The 18,927-nt window shown below is 45.8% G+C and carries 16 protein-coding genes, 1 tRNA gene and 1 other annotated feature; all 17 genes read left to right on the plus strand.

Translation table 11 applies throughout. The features are described from left to right. The first annotated feature begins 98 nt into the window (after positions 1–98). Positions 99–1,175 carry a GerMN domain-containing protein gene (locus HT574_RS11795; protein WP_175244754.1) on the plus strand — a complete coding sequence of 359 codons (1,077 nt, stop codon included), beginning with the start codon at positions 99–101 and terminating at the stop codon, positions 1,173–1,175. A 140-nt stretch (positions 1,176–1,315) separates the two neighbouring features. Continuing rightward, positions 1,316–2,086: a ribonuclease PH gene (gene rph, locus HT574_RS11800; protein WP_081159620.1), complete on the plus strand. Its 771-nt coding sequence runs from the start codon at positions 1,316–1,318 to the stop codon at positions 2,084–2,086. After that, complete coding sequence (locus HT574_RS11805; protein ID WP_175244755.1) at positions 2,083–2,688, plus strand: XTP/dITP diphosphatase; 606 nt, start codon at positions 2,083–2,085, stop codon at positions 2,686–2,688. Before rph ends, HT574_RS11805 begins: the two co-directional genes overlap by 4 nt. A gap of 7 nt (positions 2,689–2,695) precedes the next feature. Next, on the plus strand, positions 2,696–3,205 hold the full coding sequence (locus tag HT574_RS11810) for a metallophosphoesterase family protein (RefSeq protein ID WP_026078486.1): 510 nt from the start codon (positions 2,696–2,698) through the stop codon (positions 3,203–3,205). Between the two features lie 218 nt (positions 3,206–3,423). Beyond that, positions 3,424–3,497, plus strand: a tRNA-Arg gene (locus tag HT574_RS11815). A gap of 268 nt (positions 3,498–3,765) precedes the next feature. Further along, positions 3,766–4,665, plus strand: a complete 900-nt coding sequence (gene ilvE / locus HT574_RS11820) for a branched-chain-amino-acid transaminase (protein ID WP_061579366.1) — start codon at positions 3,766–3,768, stop codon at positions 4,663–4,665. A 21-nt stretch (positions 4,666–4,686) separates the two neighbouring features. After that, positions 4,687–4,956, plus strand: a binding site (T-box leader). Between the two features lie 75 nt (positions 4,957–5,031). Next, positions 5,032–6,765 carry an acetolactate synthase large subunit gene (gene ilvB, locus HT574_RS11825; protein WP_175244756.1) on the plus strand — a complete coding sequence of 578 codons (1,734 nt, stop codon included), beginning with the start codon at positions 5,032–5,034 and terminating at the stop codon, positions 6,763–6,765. Beyond that, on the plus strand, positions 6,744–7,262 hold the full coding sequence (gene ilvN / locus HT574_RS11830; RefSeq protein ID WP_175244757.1) for an acetolactate synthase small subunit: 519 nt from the start codon (positions 6,744–6,746) through the stop codon (positions 7,260–7,262). Before ilvB ends, ilvN begins: the two co-directional genes overlap by 22 nt. Positions 7,263–7,290: 28 nt before the next feature. Beyond that, positions 7,291–8,316: a ketol-acid reductoisomerase gene (gene ilvC / locus HT574_RS11835; RefSeq protein ID WP_175244758.1), complete on the plus strand. Its 1,026-nt coding sequence runs from the start codon at positions 7,291–7,293 to the stop codon at positions 8,314–8,316. Beyond that, complete coding sequence (locus HT574_RS11840; RefSeq protein ID WP_175244759.1) at positions 8,303–9,850, plus strand: 2-isopropylmalate synthase; 1,548 nt, start codon at positions 8,303–8,305, stop codon at positions 9,848–9,850. The genes ilvC and HT574_RS11840 overlap by 14 nt, the downstream gene beginning before the upstream one ends. 17 nt (positions 9,851–9,867) lie before the next feature. Beyond that, positions 9,868–10,983: a 3-isopropylmalate dehydrogenase gene (gene leuB, locus HT574_RS11845; protein WP_175244760.1), complete on the plus strand. Its 1,116-nt coding sequence runs from the start codon at positions 9,868–9,870 to the stop codon at positions 10,981–10,983. 19 nt (positions 10,984–11,002) lie between these two features. Next, entirely contained in the window at positions 11,003–12,418 is a 1,416-nt protein-coding gene (leuC, locus tag HT574_RS11850; protein WP_017435478.1) for a 3-isopropylmalate dehydratase large subunit, read from the plus strand. Between the two features lie 13 nt (positions 12,419–12,431). Further along, a complete protein-coding gene (leuD, locus tag HT574_RS11855; RefSeq protein WP_175244761.1) occupies positions 12,432–13,025 on the plus strand; it encodes a 3-isopropylmalate dehydratase small subunit in 594 nt (197 codons plus the stop codon). A 114-nt stretch (positions 13,026–13,139) separates the two neighbouring features. Next, a complete protein-coding gene (locus HT574_RS11860) occupies positions 13,140–14,123 on the plus strand; it encodes a tetratricopeptide repeat protein (RefSeq protein ID WP_175244762.1) in 984 nt (327 codons plus the stop codon). Between the two features lie 178 nt (positions 14,124–14,301). Further along, the gene (tig, locus tag HT574_RS11865) at positions 14,302–15,588 is read left to right on the plus strand and encodes a trigger factor (protein ID WP_175244763.1); all 1,287 of its coding nucleotides are present in this window, start codon (positions 14,302–14,304) and stop codon (positions 15,586–15,588) included. Between the two features lie 229 nt (positions 15,589–15,817). Further along, entirely contained in the window at positions 15,818–17,083 is a 1,266-nt protein-coding gene (gene clpX, locus HT574_RS11870) for an ATP-dependent protease ATP-binding subunit ClpX (protein WP_017435482.1), read from the plus strand. A gap of 117 nt (positions 17,084–17,200) precedes the next feature. Then, on the plus strand, positions 17,201–18,871 hold the full coding sequence (gene lonB, locus HT574_RS11875; protein WP_175244764.1) for an ATP-dependent protease LonB: 1,671 nt from the start codon (positions 17,201–17,203) through the stop codon (positions 18,869–18,871). Positions 18,872–18,927: the final 56 nt, after the last annotated feature.

The raw sequence follows: 18,927 nt of genomic DNA on the forward strand, positions 1-18,927 counted from the left end.
AAAATCCTTTAGCGTCAAAGCTAAAGGATTTTTTTATTCTATTTTTCTAAAAGGCTCGTATACATAGTAGTACAAACTATGAGTAGGAGGGAACTTTCATGTTCAATCGGAGATCATGGAAATTAGCCGCATCCGTCGTGACATCGCTGTTATTGCTTAGCGGCTGTGGGTTATTTCAAAAGGATGATGCCGTAAAAGAAATTGATCCGCCGCAAGATGTCAGTTACTTAAAAGATGGCCAATCGCTGCAGGAAGTAACGAAAGAGAACGAGGGAAAACAGGAGAAAGAAAAAGCAACAGAAACCGTTAAACGCGAACTTTACTTAATTGATAAAAATGGTTTTGTCGTGCCGCAAACGGTAGAATTACCAAAAACACAGGCAGTAGCGAAGCAAGTGTTGGAATATTTAGTCGAAGACGGTCCTGTTTCTGAAATATTACCAAATGGATTTCGTGCTGTCTTGCCGGCAGGTACAACAGTGTTAGGGACCAAGTTGGAGAAGGATGGGACGCTTATTGCCGATTTTTCTCCAGAATTTGCCCATTATAAACCAGAAGACGAGAAAAAAATTTTACAAGCCATTACGTGGACGCTGACCCAGTTTGATAATGTAAAAAGAGTCAAAATTCGTATTAACGGTTATGACCAAGATGTGATGCCAGTCAACAAAACCCCTATCCAAGGCGGGGTCAGCCGTGCGGATGGAATTAATATCGAAGCTAACGGCGTCAATGATATTACAAACACCCACCCAGTTACCGTCTATTTTGTCACACAGCAAGGAAATGAAACGTACTACGTTCCAGTAACACGGCGCGTATCCAATAAAGAAAAAGACAATATTACCGCTGCGGTGAATGAGTTAATTAAAGGTCCGGACTACGGCAGCGGACTTGTCAGCAGTTTTCAGCCAGATACTAAACTATTAGAAAAACCAAAATACGAAGACGGAAAAGTGACATTAAACTTTAACGAAGCGATTTACGGCAGCAATAAGAAAAACGTTATTGCTGACGATGTATTAAACTGCCTTGTTTTGTCGCTAACGGAGCAAAAAGGAGTGGAAAGTGTCGCCATTACGGTAAATGGAAAAGCTAATCTAGTGAGAGAAGACGGCAAACCGTTAGCCAAGCCTGTAACAAGGCCAGAAAATGTAAATACGGGCAGATTCTAAATGGTAAAAGGATTAATATTATTTCAGAAAATACAATGGAATATAGATGGAGTGGCTGGCAGATCCATACAATATTATGATATAAAAAAGAGGTAGACGGTGTTCTACCTCTTTCTTTTTATGGCAAAGGAGGTTTTTTGATGAGGATTGACGGCAGAGACAACAAGCAATTACGCCCTGTACATATGGAAAAACATTTCATTAAACATGCAGAAGGATCTGTACTGATTACCGTTGGCGATACGAAAGTCATTTGTACGGCGAGCATCGATGATAAAGTGCCGCCGTTTATGCGTGGCGGCGGCAAAGGATGGATTACGGCGGAATATGCGATGCTGCCGAGGGCGACGGAGCAGAGGAATGTTAGGGAGTCCAGCAAAGGAAAAGTGTCAGGGCGCACGATGGAAATCCAGCGCTTGATCGGAAGAGCGCTTCGTTCTGTCGTGCAATTGGACAAGTTAGGTGAAAAAACAGTATGGATTGACTGCGACGTCATTCAAGCAGATGGGGGAACGCGGACCGCATCGATTACAGGAGCATACGTAGCAATGGTATTGGCGTTTGCCAAATTAGTCGAGGAAAAGAAACTAGATGAACTTCCCGTCCATGATTTCCTTGCGGCAACATCTGTCGGAATCGATCCGGAACACGGGATTATTCTTGATTTAAACTACAGCGAAGACGCGCGTGCCGAGGTTGACATGAACGTGGTGATGACAGGAGCGGGACGCTTTGTTGAAATTCAAGGGACAGGAGAAGAAGCGACATTTTCCCGTGAGCAATTAAATGAGCTGTTAGATACGGCGCAATTTGGAATTCAGCAGCTGATTGAAATTCAGCGGAGTACGTTAGGAGAGCTTGCCGCACAAATTGACATGAAACGAAGCGAAGAAAGTGGGAATGCATCATGAAACAAGTCATTATCGCGACAAAAAACGCTGGAAAAGCACGAGAGTTTCAAGCGCTTCTTGGAAAAAGAGGAGTTGAAGTAAAATCGCTTCTTGACTTTCCCAATTGCCCTGATGTAGAAGAAACAGGAAACACGTTTGCCGAAAATGCGATACTAAAAGCGGAAGCGATGGCCCGCTATTTCAACACGACGGTCATTGCCGACGATTCTGGTCTGTCGATTGACGCGTTAGGCGGAAGGCCGGGAGTGTATTCCGCCCGCTACGCCGGTGAAGAAAAGAACGATCAAAAAAACATCGTCAAAGTGTTATCAGAGTTAGAAGGAGTTCCTTTCGCAAAGCGGACCGCCCGTTTCCATTGCGCGCTTGCCGTTGCTGCCCCAGGACGGCGCACCGCGGTCGTCGAGGGAACGTGTGAAGGATACATTGCCGAAAAGCCGCAAGGAGAAAACGGGTTTGGCTATGATCCGATTTTTTACATCCCGCAAAAGGGAAAAACAATGGCGCAATTGTCGGCGGAAGAGAAAAATCAAATCAGCCATAGGGCCAAGGCGTTGGAAAAATTAGATAAACAATGGGATGAAATCATAAACGGCAAGGAGTAAGGGAATGATGAAAGCATTAATTGTCAGCGATAGCCATGGATTAACAAAAGAACTGGAGGAAATTGCGGAGCGCCACCGGCATCAAGCAAACGTGTTCATTCATTGCGGAGATTCGGAATTATCTCCTGATCACAAAGAAATCGCCCATTTCTTCATCGTGCGCGGAAATTGCGACTTTACCGCTGCATTTCCAAACGAACGAATCGAAGAGGTGGAAGGTATCCGCTTTTTCATCACTCACGGCCATCTTTATAACGTCAAAATGTCATTGTTGAACTTGTACTATCGAGCCAAAGAGACAAAGGCCAACGTCGTATGTTTCGGCCATTCCCATATCGCAGGAGCCGAAAAAATCGATGATATTTTGTTTATCAATCCGGGCAGCATCTTATTGCCAAGAGGACGGAAAGAAAAGACATACGCACTATTGCAAATCGAAAACGGAAAAGCAACCGTGCAATTTTACGACCTTGATGGAAAGGAAATACCGTCGCTTGCAAAAACATTTACCATGTGAGCGGGGCATTCCCCCGCTCTCCCTATCTTGACTTTACTAAAAAACTTTTTTATAATATATAATGTCTTTGGCAAATAATAATTTTTATTTATGTCCCAGTAGTGACGAGCATTACATCCATGAATTCACTACGAGTTGTCTCGACGCATCCAGCTTCTCTGAGTCAGCTAGTAGAGGAAGAGGCAGCTAATTAAAAAATAGGAGTGTAATAATACTATGTCCCAGTAGCTCAGCTGGATAGAGCAGCGGCCTTCTAAGCCGTCGGTCGGGAGTTCGAATCTCTCCTGGGACGCTGAACAAAAACCTCCTTTTCGGTAAACCGAAAAGGAGGTTTTTACTTTTATACGGACAAAAAATTTTTTTAACGATGGAAAACCATTGATTTCATCGATATGTAAGCGCATACAAATAGTCTAACGAATCAAAATATTCAAAAAAATGCTATTGACTCCCTCTTATTTTCGGATTATTATAATTTTCAAATAAATCAAATGATCCATCATCATCAAGGTGCTGGATGAATGGAAGCGTCGCACTTATCAAGGAAGAGGGGAACAAAATTGAGTGAACAATGGATCTTTTTAAACGGCGAATTTGTAACAAAAGAGAACGCAAAAATTTCCGTATATGATCACGGCTTCTTGTATGGCGACGGTGTATTTGAGGGTATTCGCGTCTATAGCGGCAACGTATTTCGATTGCGTGAGCATATAGATCGCCTATACAATTCCGCTAAATCGATTTTACTCACCATTCCTTATACGAAAGAAGAAATGATCCATTATGTTGTCGAAACGATACGAAAAAACCAATATCAAGATGCCTACATTCGCCTTGTTGTTTCGCGTGGAGTCGGCGATTTAGGGCTTGATCCGTATAATTGCCAAAAGCCGCAAGTAGTGATTATTGCTGAACCGTTAGCATTGTTCCCTAAACATTTATATGAAACAGGGATTGAAGTGGTGACGGTAGCAACGCGAAGAAATCGCTCGGATGTACTCAGTCCGAAAGTAAAATCGCTGAACTATTTGAATAACGTCCTTGTCAAAATCGAAGCCCATCTTGCGAATGTAAGCGAGGCGTTAATTTTAAACGATCAAGGTTATGTCGCCGAAGGCTCAGGAGACAACGTTTTTATCATTAAAGACAATGTTGTGTATACACCGCCTGGATATGTCGGGGCACTTGAAGGAATTACGCGCCAAGCGATTATCGAGATTGCCCAAGACCTTGGCTATGTTGTAAAAGAAGAGCCGTTTACCCGCCATGACGTTTATGTGGCCGATGAAGTCTTTTTAACCGGAACGGCCGCAGAAGTGATCGCCGTGGTGAAGGTCGATGGACGTGTCATCGGTGAAGGGGTTCCAGGGCCGCATACAAAACGGCTTCTAGAAGAATTTAGACGCCGTGTCGTTTCCGAAGGGGTAAAAGTATATCCGACGAATGTAAATGTCGGGTAATGAACCATGATAATTGGATAAGAAAAAGCGTTGAAGAGGATAAGTAGTCAGCGGGGACAACATCCACAGAGAGCCGGGGGAGCTGGAAACCGGTGATGTTGCCGCTTGATGAACTCACCTCTGAGTGCCAGCCTGAACGTCATGCGACTAGTAGGGTTGGACGGGTGGGGCAGCATTTGCTTCACTCGTTATTAAAAAGAGCAATTGGACGCTTTCCAATTGCTCCTGAGGTGGTCGGTATGACCACGAAGAAGGGTGGTACCGCGGAAAGGAAACCTTTTCGCCCCTTTGGCCGAAACAAAGTAGGCCATCGTGGGCGAAAAGGTTTTTTTCATATGTGATGAAAAAGACAGGGGAGGATCGAGCATGACGAGGATGAAAGTGGAGGAAAAGGCAAAAGAAAAAATGAAACTGAGCGGAGCGCTGATGCTCATCGAAGCATTAAAGGCGGAAAAGGTAGAAGTGATTTTCGGATATCCGGGCGGCGCCGTGCTTCCGCTTTATGACCAGTTATATCGATCGGGAGTGTTCCATGTATTAACGAGACATGAACAAGGTGCGATTCATGCGGCCGAAGGATATGCACGCATTTCCGGAAAGCCAGGGGTGGTCATCGCTACATCAGGCCCGGGAGCAACAAACATTGTGACAGGTTTAACAGATGCAATGATGGATTCGCTGCCGCTTGTCGTATTTACCGGCCAAGTGGCAACCAGCGTCATTGGATCGGATGCGTTCCAAGAAGCGGATGTCGTCGGGATTACGATGCCAATCACGAAACATAATTATCAAGTCCGCGATATTAGCGAGCTGCCAAAAATTATTAAAGAGGCGTTCCACATTGCTACAACAGGAAGACCTGGCCCGGTGCTCATCGATATTCCGAAAGACATTACGACAGCAGAGGGAGAGTTTGATTACGAACAAGAAGTTCATTTGCCGGGCTATCAGCCGACCACCCAGCCGAACCACTTGCAAATCCGTCGTCTTGTCGAAGCGGTAAGCCAATCGAAAAGACCAGTTATTTTAGCAGGAGCAGGAGTATTGCATGCCAATGCTTCCAATGAATTGCGGCAATATGCGGAACAACAAAACATCCCGGTTATTCATACATTGCTAGGATTGGGCGGATTTCCAGCCGATCATCCATTGTTTTTAGGCATGGCTGGCATGCACGGCACATACACAGCGAACATGGCGCTTTATGAATGCGATTTGCTTATTAATATCGGAGCAAGATTCGACGATCGCGTAACAGGAAACTTAAAATATTTCGCGCCAAAGGCGACGGTGGCCCACATTGATATTGATCCGGCAGAAATCGGGAAAAACGTGCCGACAAAAATTCCGATTGTCAGCGATGCAAAAGCAGCCTTGCAAGAATTAATTCATCAGCAAGGAAAGCCGGCGGACACAAGCGCATGGCTGCGTCAGCTAAATGAATGGAAACGGAGATTTCCGCTTTATTACGAAGAAGATGCGCAAACGATTAAACCGCAAAAACTAGTGGAAATGATTTATGAATTAACGAACGGGGAAGCCATTATTACTACCGACGTTGGCCAGCATCAAATGTGGGCGGCGCAATACTACAAGTTTAATAAACCACACCGCTGGGTGACTTCCGGCGGGCTCGGAACGATGGGATTTGGCCTTCCGGCGGCGATTGGCGCACAGCTGGCGGACCGAAATGCTACGGTTGTTTCCATTGTGGGTGATGGCGGTTTTCAAATGACATTCCAAGAGCTATCGGTTATTCAAGAGCTGCAGTTGCCAATTAAAGTGGTCATCATCAATAATCAAGCACTCGGCATGGTTCGCCAATGGCAAGAACTTTTTTACGAAAAACGATATTCCCATTCTCTCATTCCGAATCAGCCGGATTTTGTAAAACTAGCAGAAGCATACAATATGCCGGGCTTCCGGGCGAAAACGGAGGCGGAAGCAATAGAGGTACTGAAGAAAGCATTTGCGATCGACGGTCCGGTTTTACTTGATTTCCATGTTAAAGCGGATGAAAACGTCTATCCAATGGTTGCGCCTGGAAAAGGATTGCATGAAATGGTGGGGGTGAAAGCGTGCGGAGAATTATCACAATGACTGTCAATAACCGTCCTGGTGTTCTCAACCGCATTACCGGGTTATTTACAAAGCGGCATTATAACATTGAAAGCATTACCGTCGGCCATACAGAAATCGAAGGAATTTCCCGCATGACTTTTGTCGTCAATGTCGAAGACGAGCGGATGGCCGAACAAATTATTAAGCAGTTAAACAAGCAAATTGATGTGCTTAAAGTCAACGATATTACCGAGCAAGCGATCGTCGCGCGCGAGCTGGCGCTCGTAAAAGTATCCGTAACTCCTGCGCTTCGCCAAGAGATTTATACGCTTATTGAACCATTCCGCGCTTCGATTGTCGATGTAAGCAAAGATAGCCTTGTTATTCAAGTAACAGGCGAATCCGAAAAAGTAGAAGCTCTTATTGAGTTATTGCGGCCTTACGGAATTAAAGAAGTGGCAAGAACAGGCACAACAGCGTTTACACGCGGCTCTCAAAAAACAGCCGCTACGTATAAAACTGCTTTCATTATCTAAAAAACAATGAAAAAAGGAGAGAGGAACAGTGGCAAAAGTTTACTATAACGGAGATGCAAATGAGAAATACTTACAATCAAAAACGGTGGCGATTATCGGCTATGGTTCGCAAGGACATGCGCATGCGCAAAATCTTCGCGACAGTGGAGTGAACGTGATCGTCGGCCTTCGCCAAGGGAAGTCATGGGAACAAGCGGAAAAAGACGGTTTTCCGGTATGTAGCGTTCGCGAAGCAGCAAAACGAGCTGATATCGTGATGGTGTTGCTGCCGGATGAAAAGCAGCCAAGTGTATACAAAGAAGAGATTGAGCCAGAGCTTCAGCCGGGAAATGCGCTGGTCTTTGCGCACGGATTTAACATTCACTTTAACCAAATTGTTCCTCCTGAATATGTCGATGTCTTTTTAGTCGCGCCGAAAGGCCCGGGACATTTAGTGCGCCGCACCTATACAGAAGGAGCAGGAGTGCCGGCATTAATTGCGGTGCATCAAGATGTATCAGGAGAAGCAAAAGAAACAGCACTTGCCTACGCGAAAGCAATCGGCGCGACAAGAGCGGGAGTGTTGGAAACAACGTTTAAAGAAGAAACAGAAACGGATTTATTTGGCGAACAAGCGGTATTGTGCGGAGGATTAACATCGCTCATTAAAGCAGGATTTGAAACGCTCGTCGAAGCAGGGTATCAGCCGGAATTAGCCTACTTTGAATGTCTGCACGAAATGAAATTAATCGTCGATTTGATTTACGAAGGCGGCCTTGCGTGGATGCGCCATTCGATTTCCGATACGGCGCAATGGGGAGATTTCATTTCTGGGCCGCGCATTATCAACGATGCAGTGAAAGCGGAAATGAAAAAGGTTCTTCATGACATTCAAACAGGCAAATTCGCCAAAGGCTGGATTTTGGAAAATCAAGCGAACCGTCCAGAGTTCAATGCGATCAACCGTCGCGAAAACGAACACCTCATTGAAATCGTCGGCCGTGAATTGCGCGGCATGATGCCGTTTGTCAAAGCAAAACAGAAAGATGAGGTGGTCACGAGTGCGAAAAATTAATATTTTCGATACGACATTGCGTGACGGTGAGCAGTCGGCTGGAGTGAATTTGAATTTGCAAGAAAAGCTGGAGATCGCCCGCCAGCTTGAGCGGCTTCGCGTCGACATCATTGAAGCGGGCTTTCCTGCCGCTTCAAAGGGGGATTTCCAAGCGGTCAAACAAATTGCGGAAACGATCAAGACATGCTCTGTCACCGGGCTTTCCCGCTTGGTGCAGAGCGATATTGATACGGCGTGGGAGGCTTTAAAAGGCGGAGCGGAGCCGCGGCTCCATCTCTTCATCGCCACCTCTCCGATTCATATGATTCATAAATTGCGGATGACGCCGGAACAAGTCATTGAAACGGCGGTAGAGTCGGTCAAATATGCGAAACGTTATTTTCCGATTGTGCAATGGTCGGCGGAAGACGCCTGCCGCAGCGAACTTCCGTTTTTGGCTAAGATTATTACAGAAGTGATCAAAGCAGGAGCGACGGTTATTAATATCCCAGATACAGTAGGGTATATTACTCCGAAAGAATACGGAAATATTTTCACTTTTTTACGCAATAATGTTCCGAATATTGAAAAAGTATCTCTTTCCGCTCATTGTCATGATGATTTGGGAATGGCGGTCGTCAACTCTTTAGCCGCCATTGAGCACGGGGCAACGCAGGTGGAAGGAACGATCAACGGAATCGGTGAACGGGCAGGAAACGCGGCGCTCGAGGAAATTGCGGTCGCGCTTTACATCCGCAAAGATTACTACCAGGCGGAAACACGCCTGAACCTGCAAGAAATTAAACGGACGAGCAATTTAGTGAGCAAATTAACTGGCATGATCATTCCGCCAAATAAAGCGGTCGTCGGCAAAAATGCGTTTGCCCACGAATCGGGAATTCATCAGGATGGCGTGCTAAAAGAAAAAACAACGTACGAAATTATTTCGCCGGAGCTGGTCGGGGTTCAATCGAACTCGATGGTGCTTGGCAAGCATTCCGGACGGCACGCATTGCGCAACCGTGTGGAAGAGCTCGGTTATACCTTGTCCGATGAAGAAATCAATCAATTGTTCGTTCGCTTTAAAGAGCTTGCCGATAAGAAAAAGGACATTACCGATGATGATTTAGTCGCGCTTATTTTCGAAGAAAAATTTGACCACTTTAAAGATTTTTATCAATTATCTTCGATTCAAGTTCAATATGGCACGAACCAAATTCCGACCGCAGTGGTTGTGCTAAAAGACGGAGAAGGAAACGAGATTCAAGAAGCGGCTACGGGAGCGGGCAGCGTCGAAGCATTGTATAACACGTTAGAGCGCTGCTTTAAAACGCCGGTTACGTTGCTGGACTATCGGATTGAATCGGTTAGCGGCGGACGCGATGCGCTGGCGCAAGTGTTTGTGAAGGTGCGGGTGAACGACATCGAAACGAGCGGGCGCGGCACGGCGCAGGATGTGCTCGAAGCATCCGCAAAAGCCTATATTAACGCTGTTAACCGTGTATTTATGATTGAAACGATGCGTATGGAAAACCAAAAAGTCGCAATGCAATAAAACGGGAGGGAAACAGCATGGGAAATTATCGGATTGCCGTATTGCCGGGAGATGGAATCGGTAAAGAAGTAACAAGGGGAGCTGTTGAAGTTTTAAAGGCGATTGAAACTCGTTTTGGACATCATTTTGAGTTTGCATATGGATGGATTGGCGGGGCTGCCGTTGATCAAAAAGGTACGCCGCTTCCAGAGGAAACGCTTGCTCTTTGCCGGGAAAGCGACGCGGTATTGCTCGGGGCAGTCGGCGGTCCGAAATGGGATCAACATCCTCCACATCTGCGTCCGGAAAGAGGATTATTGCAAATTCGCAAAGAGATGAATTTGTTTGCCAATTTGCGGCCCGTGAAATTTTACGATAGTTTAACGGATTCTTCGCCATTAAAGCAGGAAGTCATTCAAGGAGTCGACCTAGTCATCGTCCGTGAATTAACTGGAGGGCTGTATTTCGGCAAGCCGAGCGGGCGAATGGTCGAAAACGGAGAAGAAAAAGCGGTAGATACGCTTCTATATAAAAAGGAAGAAATTAAACGGATTGTAAAAGTAGCGTTTGAGCTGGCGCGCAAGCGAAAGAAAAAAGTGACATCAGTCGATAAAGCGAATGTGCTGTCATCGAGCAGAATGTGGCGGGAGATTGCTGAAGAAGTGGCACAAGAGTTTCCAGATGTCACGCTTGAACATATGCTTGTTGACAACGCAGCCATGCAGCTGATCCGTTCTCCGCAGCAATTTGATGTGGTCGTGACAGAAAACATGTTTGGCGATATTTTAAGCGATGAGGCATCGATGCTGACTGGTTCGCTTGGCATGCTGCCGTCGGCAAGTTTATCGGCTTCAGGACCGAGTTTGTATGAGCCGATTCATGGTTCTGCGCCGGATATTGCCGGACAAAATAAAGCGAATCCGATTGCGGCCATTTTATCAGCCGCGATGATGCTCCGTCTTTCTTTCGGACTTTCCAAAGAAGCAGAGGCGGTGGAAAAAGCGGTGCAACAAGTATTGGCAGCGGGATTGCGGACGGCGGATATCGCGCAGAAAGGACAACGGGTGGTTTCCACAGATGAAATGGTGAATGAAATTAAAACGGTAATTTTAGACCATCAAACGATTTCCCACATTATGGCTGTATATGCATAACACATGCGAGGTGAAAGTAGTGAAGCCGAGAACGATTATTGATAAGATTTGGGAAAACCATGTCGTTTATCGGGAAGACGGAAAGCCGGATTTGCTTTATATCGACTTGCATTTAGTGCACGAAGTCACCTCTCCGCAGGCGTTTGAAGGATTACGGCAAAAAGGGCGGAAAGTGCGCCGCCCTGATTTGACCTTTGCGACCATGGATCATAACGTTCCAACGGTGAATCGCTTTGTCATTGCCGATGAAGTGGCGAGAAATCAAATTGCCGCACTAGAACGCAACTGCCGCGAATTTTCGATTCCGCTTGCTGATTTATACAGCGAAGAACAAGGAATTGTCCATGTCATCGGTCCCGAGCTTGGCTTGACACAGCCGGGGAAAACGATTGTTTGCGGAGACAGCCACACATCCACACACGGGGCGTTTGGGGCGCTCGCTTTCGGAATTGGAACGAGCGAAGTCGAACATGTACTTGCTACGCAGACGCTCTGGCAGCATAAGCCGAAAACGCTGCAAATACGCATCGATGGAAAATTAGGTGAAGGGGTTACGGCAAAAGATGTTATTTTAGCGATCATCGGGCGTTATGGGGTCGGCGTCGGCACCGGATATATCATCGAATTTACCGGTGAAGTCATCCGCAATATGTCGATGGAAGAAAGAATGACGATTTGCAACATGTCGATTGAAGCGGGAGCGCGCGCCGGTCTAGTAAGTCCGGATGAAACGACATTCGCCTATTTGCGGGGCCGCAAATACACTCCAAAGGGAGAAGAGTTTGAAAAAGCGGTGGAACGCTGGCGCGCTTTGGCAACCGATGAAGGGGCCGAATACGATAAAACGATTGAAATAGATGCCTCAACAATTGCGCCAATGGTCACGTGGGGAACAAATCCGTCGATGAGCACCTCTGTCGATGGAACGGTGCCACATCCGGAAGAGTTTGCAAGCGAAACGGAACAAAAAGCCGTGCGCCGCGCGTTGGAATATATGGGGTTGAAGCCGGGAACCCCGATTACGGAAATTCCGGTGCAGCACGTTTTTATCGGTTCCTGTACGAACTCGCGCATCAGCGACTTGCGTGAAGCGGCAAAAATCGTCAAAGGGAAAAAAGTGGCGAAAGGAGTGCGCGCCCTCGTCGTTCCGGGATCGCAGCAAGTGAAAAAACAGGCAGAAGAAGAAGGATTAGCGCAAATTTTCATCGATGCGGGATTCGAATGGCGCGACTCCGGTTGCAGCGCCTGTTTAGGAATGAATCCGGATATTATTCCGGAAGGGGAGCATTGCGCTTCCACATCAAACCGAAACTTTGAGGGACGGCAAGGAAAAGGAGCAAGAACGCATTTAGTCAGCCCGGCGATGGCGGCGGCTGCTGCGATTTACGGACATTTTGTCGATGTGCGCAAATTGAAGAAAGAACCGGTCCATTAAGGAGGGGAAACGTGTGAAGCCATTTACCATTCATAAAGGGAAAGTAGCCGGCATTGACCGCGCCAACATTGATACAGACCAAATTATTCCGAAGCAGTTTTTAAAACGAATTGAACGAACCGGGTTCGGTAAGTTTCTCTTTTACGATTGGCGCTATATCGACGGAGAAAAACCGAATCCTGCTTTTGAGCTGAACTGGCCGGAAAACGGAGGAGCCACGATTCTCGTTGCCAACGAAAACTTTGGATGCGGTTCCTCGCGCGAACACGCGCCATGGGCGTTGCAAGATTACGGATTTCAGGCGATTATTGCTCCTTCGTTTGCTGACATCTTTTACAACAACTGTTTAAAAAATGGGCTGCTGCCAATTCAACTGGCGAAAGAAGATGTGGAATATTTATTGCGGGAAAGCAAAAAGGCGGATTACGAACTAACAATTTCGCTGGAAAAGCAGCAGGTATATGACGATCACGGATTTGTGCGGGCGTTTGCTATTGATCCATACCGCAAACAGCTCCTATTAAAAGGCTGGGATGAAATCGATTTGACTTTCGTTTATGAGCCGTATATCGCTGAATACGAAAGAAAGCACTGCCCGATGCCGTAACGGTGGAAAGCTGTTCCGACAAAAAACGTTGGAACAGCTTTTTGCATGTTTTGCTTGTATCTTGCCGAAAAACTTGTTACACTTGTGTCAAAAATTTTATTGGAGCGGGCGAAGATGAACAAGGATAAAAACGGAAAAGTTATTTTGTTTCCGCGCGTAAAGGAACGGCTTGTGGAAGAAGGACTGGAGGCATTGCAGGCGAAACGGTACGAGGAAGCCCTTTATTTTTTCAGCGAGGCAGAGCAGCTTGGGGAGCGCCGTTTTTCCGTCCAGCTCAGCATAGCTGTCTGCCATTATGAACTCGGGAATTTCCATGAAGCGGAGCGCCGCTTGCGCGTATTGTTGCAGGAAAATGAAGGGAATATGGATTTATTGCAAATGTATTTGTCCATCTTAATGCAAACGCACCGGTATGAACAAGCAGAAACGGTCATCCACGATGCGCTGCGTCATCATCCTCTTCCTGCTTCCTTACGGGAAAACTTGCTAAACCTGTTTCGTTTCGTCCAAAAAATGAATAAACGCCCGTTGCCTCCTGCCGAACAAGCGAAAGTGCAGAGGTTGCTCGAGTCAAGCGATATAACGGAACATATGCATGTAATCAGGCAGCTGGAGAAAGAAGATATTGTTCCTGTACTTCCCCAATTAAAGCAATATTTAGTCAATGAAACAAACAGCCCGATCGTCAAAACGATGCTGCTGCGTTTGCTTACGTTAAAAAAGATTGATGATGTCGTGATAGTTGAAAAATTTGGGAAAAGAATTGAAGTGACGCCGGCGCTGTTAAACGAACAGGCGGAAACCGCGTTTGCGGCAGAGCTGCTAGAGCGTCTGGAACATTGCCTCGCAAGCGAAAATCCAGGGTTGTATGGTGTTGCGGCAGAGATTTGGCTTCGTTACACGTATGTTCTTTATCCATTTTCTCCCGAGCCTGCCGCAAGCAAAGCATGGATGGCGGCGCTTCATTTTGTTGCTTGCCAATTTCAAGGAGTGCCTGTAGCGATGGAGAAAATTGCTGCCCGATATGGTGTTTCAGGGGAAGAGATCGCCCCGCTTTGCGACAAACTTTGCGAAATAGAGAATTTTTCCTACTTTTAATCGCTTACTTCATATTGAAACATTATTGTTGTATGTTATAATATAATGGCTGTATTGCGTATATGTTTTTGTATGTTTCACTACATATATGGGAAAGATAACAAGATAATGAAAACCGGAACCGTTTCATTATCTTCCGCTTTTTTATTTATAATGATTTTTGGTTGGAGGGAATATTATGTCAGTCAAATGGGAAAAACTCGAAGGAAACGAGGGCGTTCTTACGGTTGAAGTGGATGCAGAAAAAGTAAATGAAGGCTTGGATGCAGCATTTAAAAAGGTAGTGAAAAATATTACACTTCCAGGATTCCGCAAAGGCAAAGTGCCGCGCGTGATTTTTGAAAAACGCTTTGGTGTCGAAGCTTTATATCAAGACGCATTAGACATTTTATTGCCGGAAGCATATGCCAAAGCGGTCGAAGAAGCAGGAATTGAGCCTGTTGATATTCCGGAGATTGATATTGAGCAAATGGAAAAAGGAAAAAACCTTATTTTTAAAGCAAAAGTAACAGTGAAGCCGGAAGTGAAATTAGGTCAATATAAAGGATTAGAAGTAGAAAAAATGGATACGGCAGTGACCGATGAAGATGTAGAAAATGAATTAAAACGTCTGCAAGAAAACTATGCAGAGCTTGTCGTCAAAGAGGATGGCAAAATTGAAAACGGCGACACCGCAGTAATCGACTTCGAAGGATTTGTTGACGGCGAGCCGTTTGAAGGTGGCAAAGCGGAAAACTACTCGCTCGAAATCGGGTCTGGCACATTCATTCCGGGGTTTGAAGATCAGTTGATCGGCATGCAAGCAGGAGAAGAAAAAGAAATTCAAGTGACATTCCCGGAAGAATATCATGCGAAAGAGTTGGCAGGCAAGCCGGCAACATTTAAGGTAAAAGTGCATGAAGTAAAAGAAAAACGTCTTCCGGCATTAGACGATGAATTTGCCAAAGATGTAGACGATGAAGTAGAAACGCTGGAACAATTAAAAGAAAAAATCCGCAAAAGACTGGAAGAAGCGAAAAAGAATGAAGCGGAAGCAGCGCTGCGCGACGCGTTGGTCGAAAAAGCAGCGGAAAATGCCGAAATTGATATTCCAGAAGTGATGATAAAAAATGAAACCGACCGTATGTTGCGCGAATTTGATCAACGTTTGCAAATGCAAGGGCTTAACCTTGACCTTTACTATCAATTCTCTGGCCAAGACGAAGCAGCTTTGCGCGAGCAAATGAAAGAAGATGCCGAAAAACGCGTCCGCGTTGCCTTGACGCTTGAAGCAATCGCAAAGGCAGAAAATATTGAAGTAACAGAAGAAGAAGTCAACGAAGAATTGGAAAAAATGGCGAAAGCCTATAATTTGGAAGTCGGAAAATTAAAAGAGCTATTAGGAAGCCTAGAAGGCGTCAAAGAAGATTTAAAATGGCGCAAAACGGTTGATTTTCTTGTAGAGCATAGCAAAGTTGCGGCATAATATAGTATAGAGGAACAAGGCGCGAGACGTTCGTGCCTTGTTCTTTATAACAAAAAATGGGGCGTGATAAAAAATTTTCTAATTTTTCTAACGAATTATATTTTTTTTCATTAGCCTTTTGAGGATAATTTATGATAAAATGACGAATACATAAGTTTTGTCGGCGAAGTTTTGCAAAGGAAATAAAATACATACAAGTGGTGCGATTTTGGAGCAAGGGGTGAAACAAATGTTTAAATTTAATGATGAGAAAGGGCAATTGAAGTGTTCGTTTTGCGGAAAGACGCAAGATCAAGTCCGCAAGCTCGTTGCCGGACCAGGCGTATACATATGTGACGAGTGCATCGAGCTTTGTACGGAAATTGTGGAAGAAGAGCTGGGCAATGAAGAAGAATTCGAATTTAAAGATGTGCCGAAGCCGATGGAAATTCGCGAAATTTTAGATGAATATGTCATCGGCCAGGATGAGGCAAAAAAATCGCTGGCGGTGGCCGTTTACAACCACTATAAGCGCATTAATTCCGGCAGTAAAATCGATGATGTTGAATTATCGAAAAGCAACATTTTAATGATCGGGCCGACAGGAAGCGGAAAAACGCTGCTGGCACAAACATTGGCGCGCATTTTGAACGTGCCGTTTGCGATTGCCGACGCGACATCGCTGACGGAAGCTGGATATGTTGGGGAAGACGTAGAAAACATTTTGCTGAAACTGATTCAGGCAGCCGACTACGATGTAGAGCGGGCGGAAAAAGGCATCATTTATATTGATGAGATCGATAAAATCGCCCGTAAGTCAGAAAATCCATCCATTACTCGCGATGTGTCTGGTGAAGGGGTGCAGCAGGCGCTGCTGAAAATTTTAGAGGGGACGATTGCAAGCGTTCCTCCGCAAGGCGGCCGCAAACATCCGCATCAAGAGTTTATTCAAATTGATACGACGAACATTTTATTTATTTGCGGCGGCGCGTTTGATGGGATTGAGCCGATCATTAAGCGCCGTCTAGGGAAAAAAGTAATCGGATTCGGCGCTGACATGCAGCAGTCAGACGTGGACGAGAAGAATTTACTGTCCAAAGTGCTGCCGGAGGATCTATTAAAGTTTGGATTGATTCCAGAATTTATCGGCCGTCTCCCGGTGATTACTACATTAGAGCCGCTTGATGAGCAAGCGCTGATCGATATCTTGACAAAACCGAAAAACGCGATTGTCAAACAATACCAAAAAATGTTGGAGCTCGATGGAGTCGAACTCGAATTTGAAGAGGAAGCATTGCGAGAAATCGCGAAAAAAGCGATTGAGCGGAAAACAGGGGCGCGTGGCCTTCGCTCGATCATTGAAGGCATTATGCTTGATGTCATGTTCGAGCTTCCGTCCCGTGAAGACGTGCAAAAATGCATTATTACGCTCGAAACGGTTCGCGATAATAAGCCGCCAAAATTAATTCGCCATGATGGCACCGTTGTGGAACAAGAACGGAAAACATCGGCATAATCAGTCAGAAGGAAACTGCCTTTATTGATAAGGCGGTTTCTTTTTTTGTTTATTCCTGCCTGTTCGCGGAGATACTATCATACTACATACTATTTGAAGGCAGGAGGATTTCGGCAAATGAATTGGACAAACGTTGTGCTATTGATACAATTGTTTTTCGGGATTATTATCGGCCTTTATTTTTGGAATCTGCTGAAAAGCCAGCGGGTGCAAAAAGTTTCCATTGACAAGGAATCCCGAAAAGAAATGGAGCAGCTGCGGAAACTGCGGTCCATTTCCCTGACTGAGCCGTTGGCGGAAAAAGTGCGACCGAAAAGTTTTGAGGATATTGTTGGACAGGAAGATGGAATTAAAGCGCTTAAAGCGGCATTATGCGGCCCAAATCCGCAGCATGTCATTATCTACGGACCTCCTGGCGTTGGAAAAACGGCAGCAGCCCGTCTTGTGTTGGAAGAAGCGAAAAAAAATCCGCTTTCTCCATTTAAGAAAAACGCCGTATTTGTCGAGTTGGATGCCACAACAGCGCGATTTGACGAACGCGGCATCGCCGATCCGTTAATCGGCTCGGTGCACGATCCAATTTATCAAGGTGCCGGGGCAATGGGCCAAGCAGGCATTCCGCAGCCGAAACAAGGCGCGGTCACCAATGCGCACGGCGGAGTTTTGTTTATTGACGAAATTGGCGAGCTTCATCCGATTCAGATGAATAAATTATTAAAAGTATTGGAAGATCGCAAAGTATTTTTTGAAAGCGCCTATTACAGCAAGGAAAATCCACAAATTCCGAGCCACATCCACGACATTTTCCAAAACGGCCTCCCGGCGGACTTCCGTCTTGTAGGAGCGACGACAAGAACGCCGAATGAAATTCCGCCAGCGATTCGTTCACGTTGTTTAGAAGTATTTTTCCGCGAACTGGACCAAGATGAAATTGCGCTTATTGCGAAAAAGGCGGCGGAAAAAATACGGTTGAAAGTGTCGGAAAATGGAATTCGTACTCTTGCGTCCTATGCGCGCAACGGCCGGGAAGCGGTCAATATCATGCAAATTGCTGCGGGGATTGCCATTTCCGAAAACCGCGAAAAGATTTTAGATAAAGATATTGAATGGGTCATCCACTCGAGCCAATTGTCACCTCGGTATGAAAAGAGAATTGCAGGAACGCCGTCAGTCGGGATTGTTAACGGTCTGGCGGTATACGGACCGAATACTGGTGCACTTTTGGAAATTGAAGTCACTGCACTGCCGGCAAAAGAAAAAGGAACCATCAATATCACTGGCATCGTCGAAGAAGAAAGCATCGGAAGCCGGGAAAAATCGATTCGCCGCAAAAGCATGGCAAGAGGGTCGGCGGAAAATGTCATCACCGTATTGCGGGCGATGGGAGTGCCGGCGGACCGCTATGATATCCATGTGAATTTTCCAGGCGGGGTGCCCATTGACGGACCATCGGCGGGAATTGCCATTGCGACCGGAATTTATTCCGCGATTTACCAGCTGCCTGTTGATTGTACCATAGCCATGACAGGGGAGATCAGCATTCGCGGTTATGTCAAGCCGGTCGGAGGAATCTTTCCGAAAATCAAGGCGGCGAAACAGGCTGGGGCAAAAAAAGTAATCATTCCGGCCGAAAATATGCAGTCGATTTTACAGGAAGTAGAAGGGATTGAAGTCATTCCGGTTCGCCGTTTAGAGGAAGTATTTTCGCACGTATTTGGCGAAGAGGCCGCCTTGCCGAACGATGCTATTCCTGCGGCTGCTGATCGCTCCGAAACGAAGAGCGTGTGACCGTAATGTGACGACTTCGACGAAACAAAAAAGATGTCGAAGTCGGTTTTTCTTTG

The organism is Parageobacillus sp. VR-IP (genome assembly GCF_013357975.1).
Taxonomy (GTDB): Bacteria; Bacillota; Bacilli; order Bacillales; family Anoxybacillaceae; genus Saccharococcus; species Saccharococcus caldoxylosilyticus.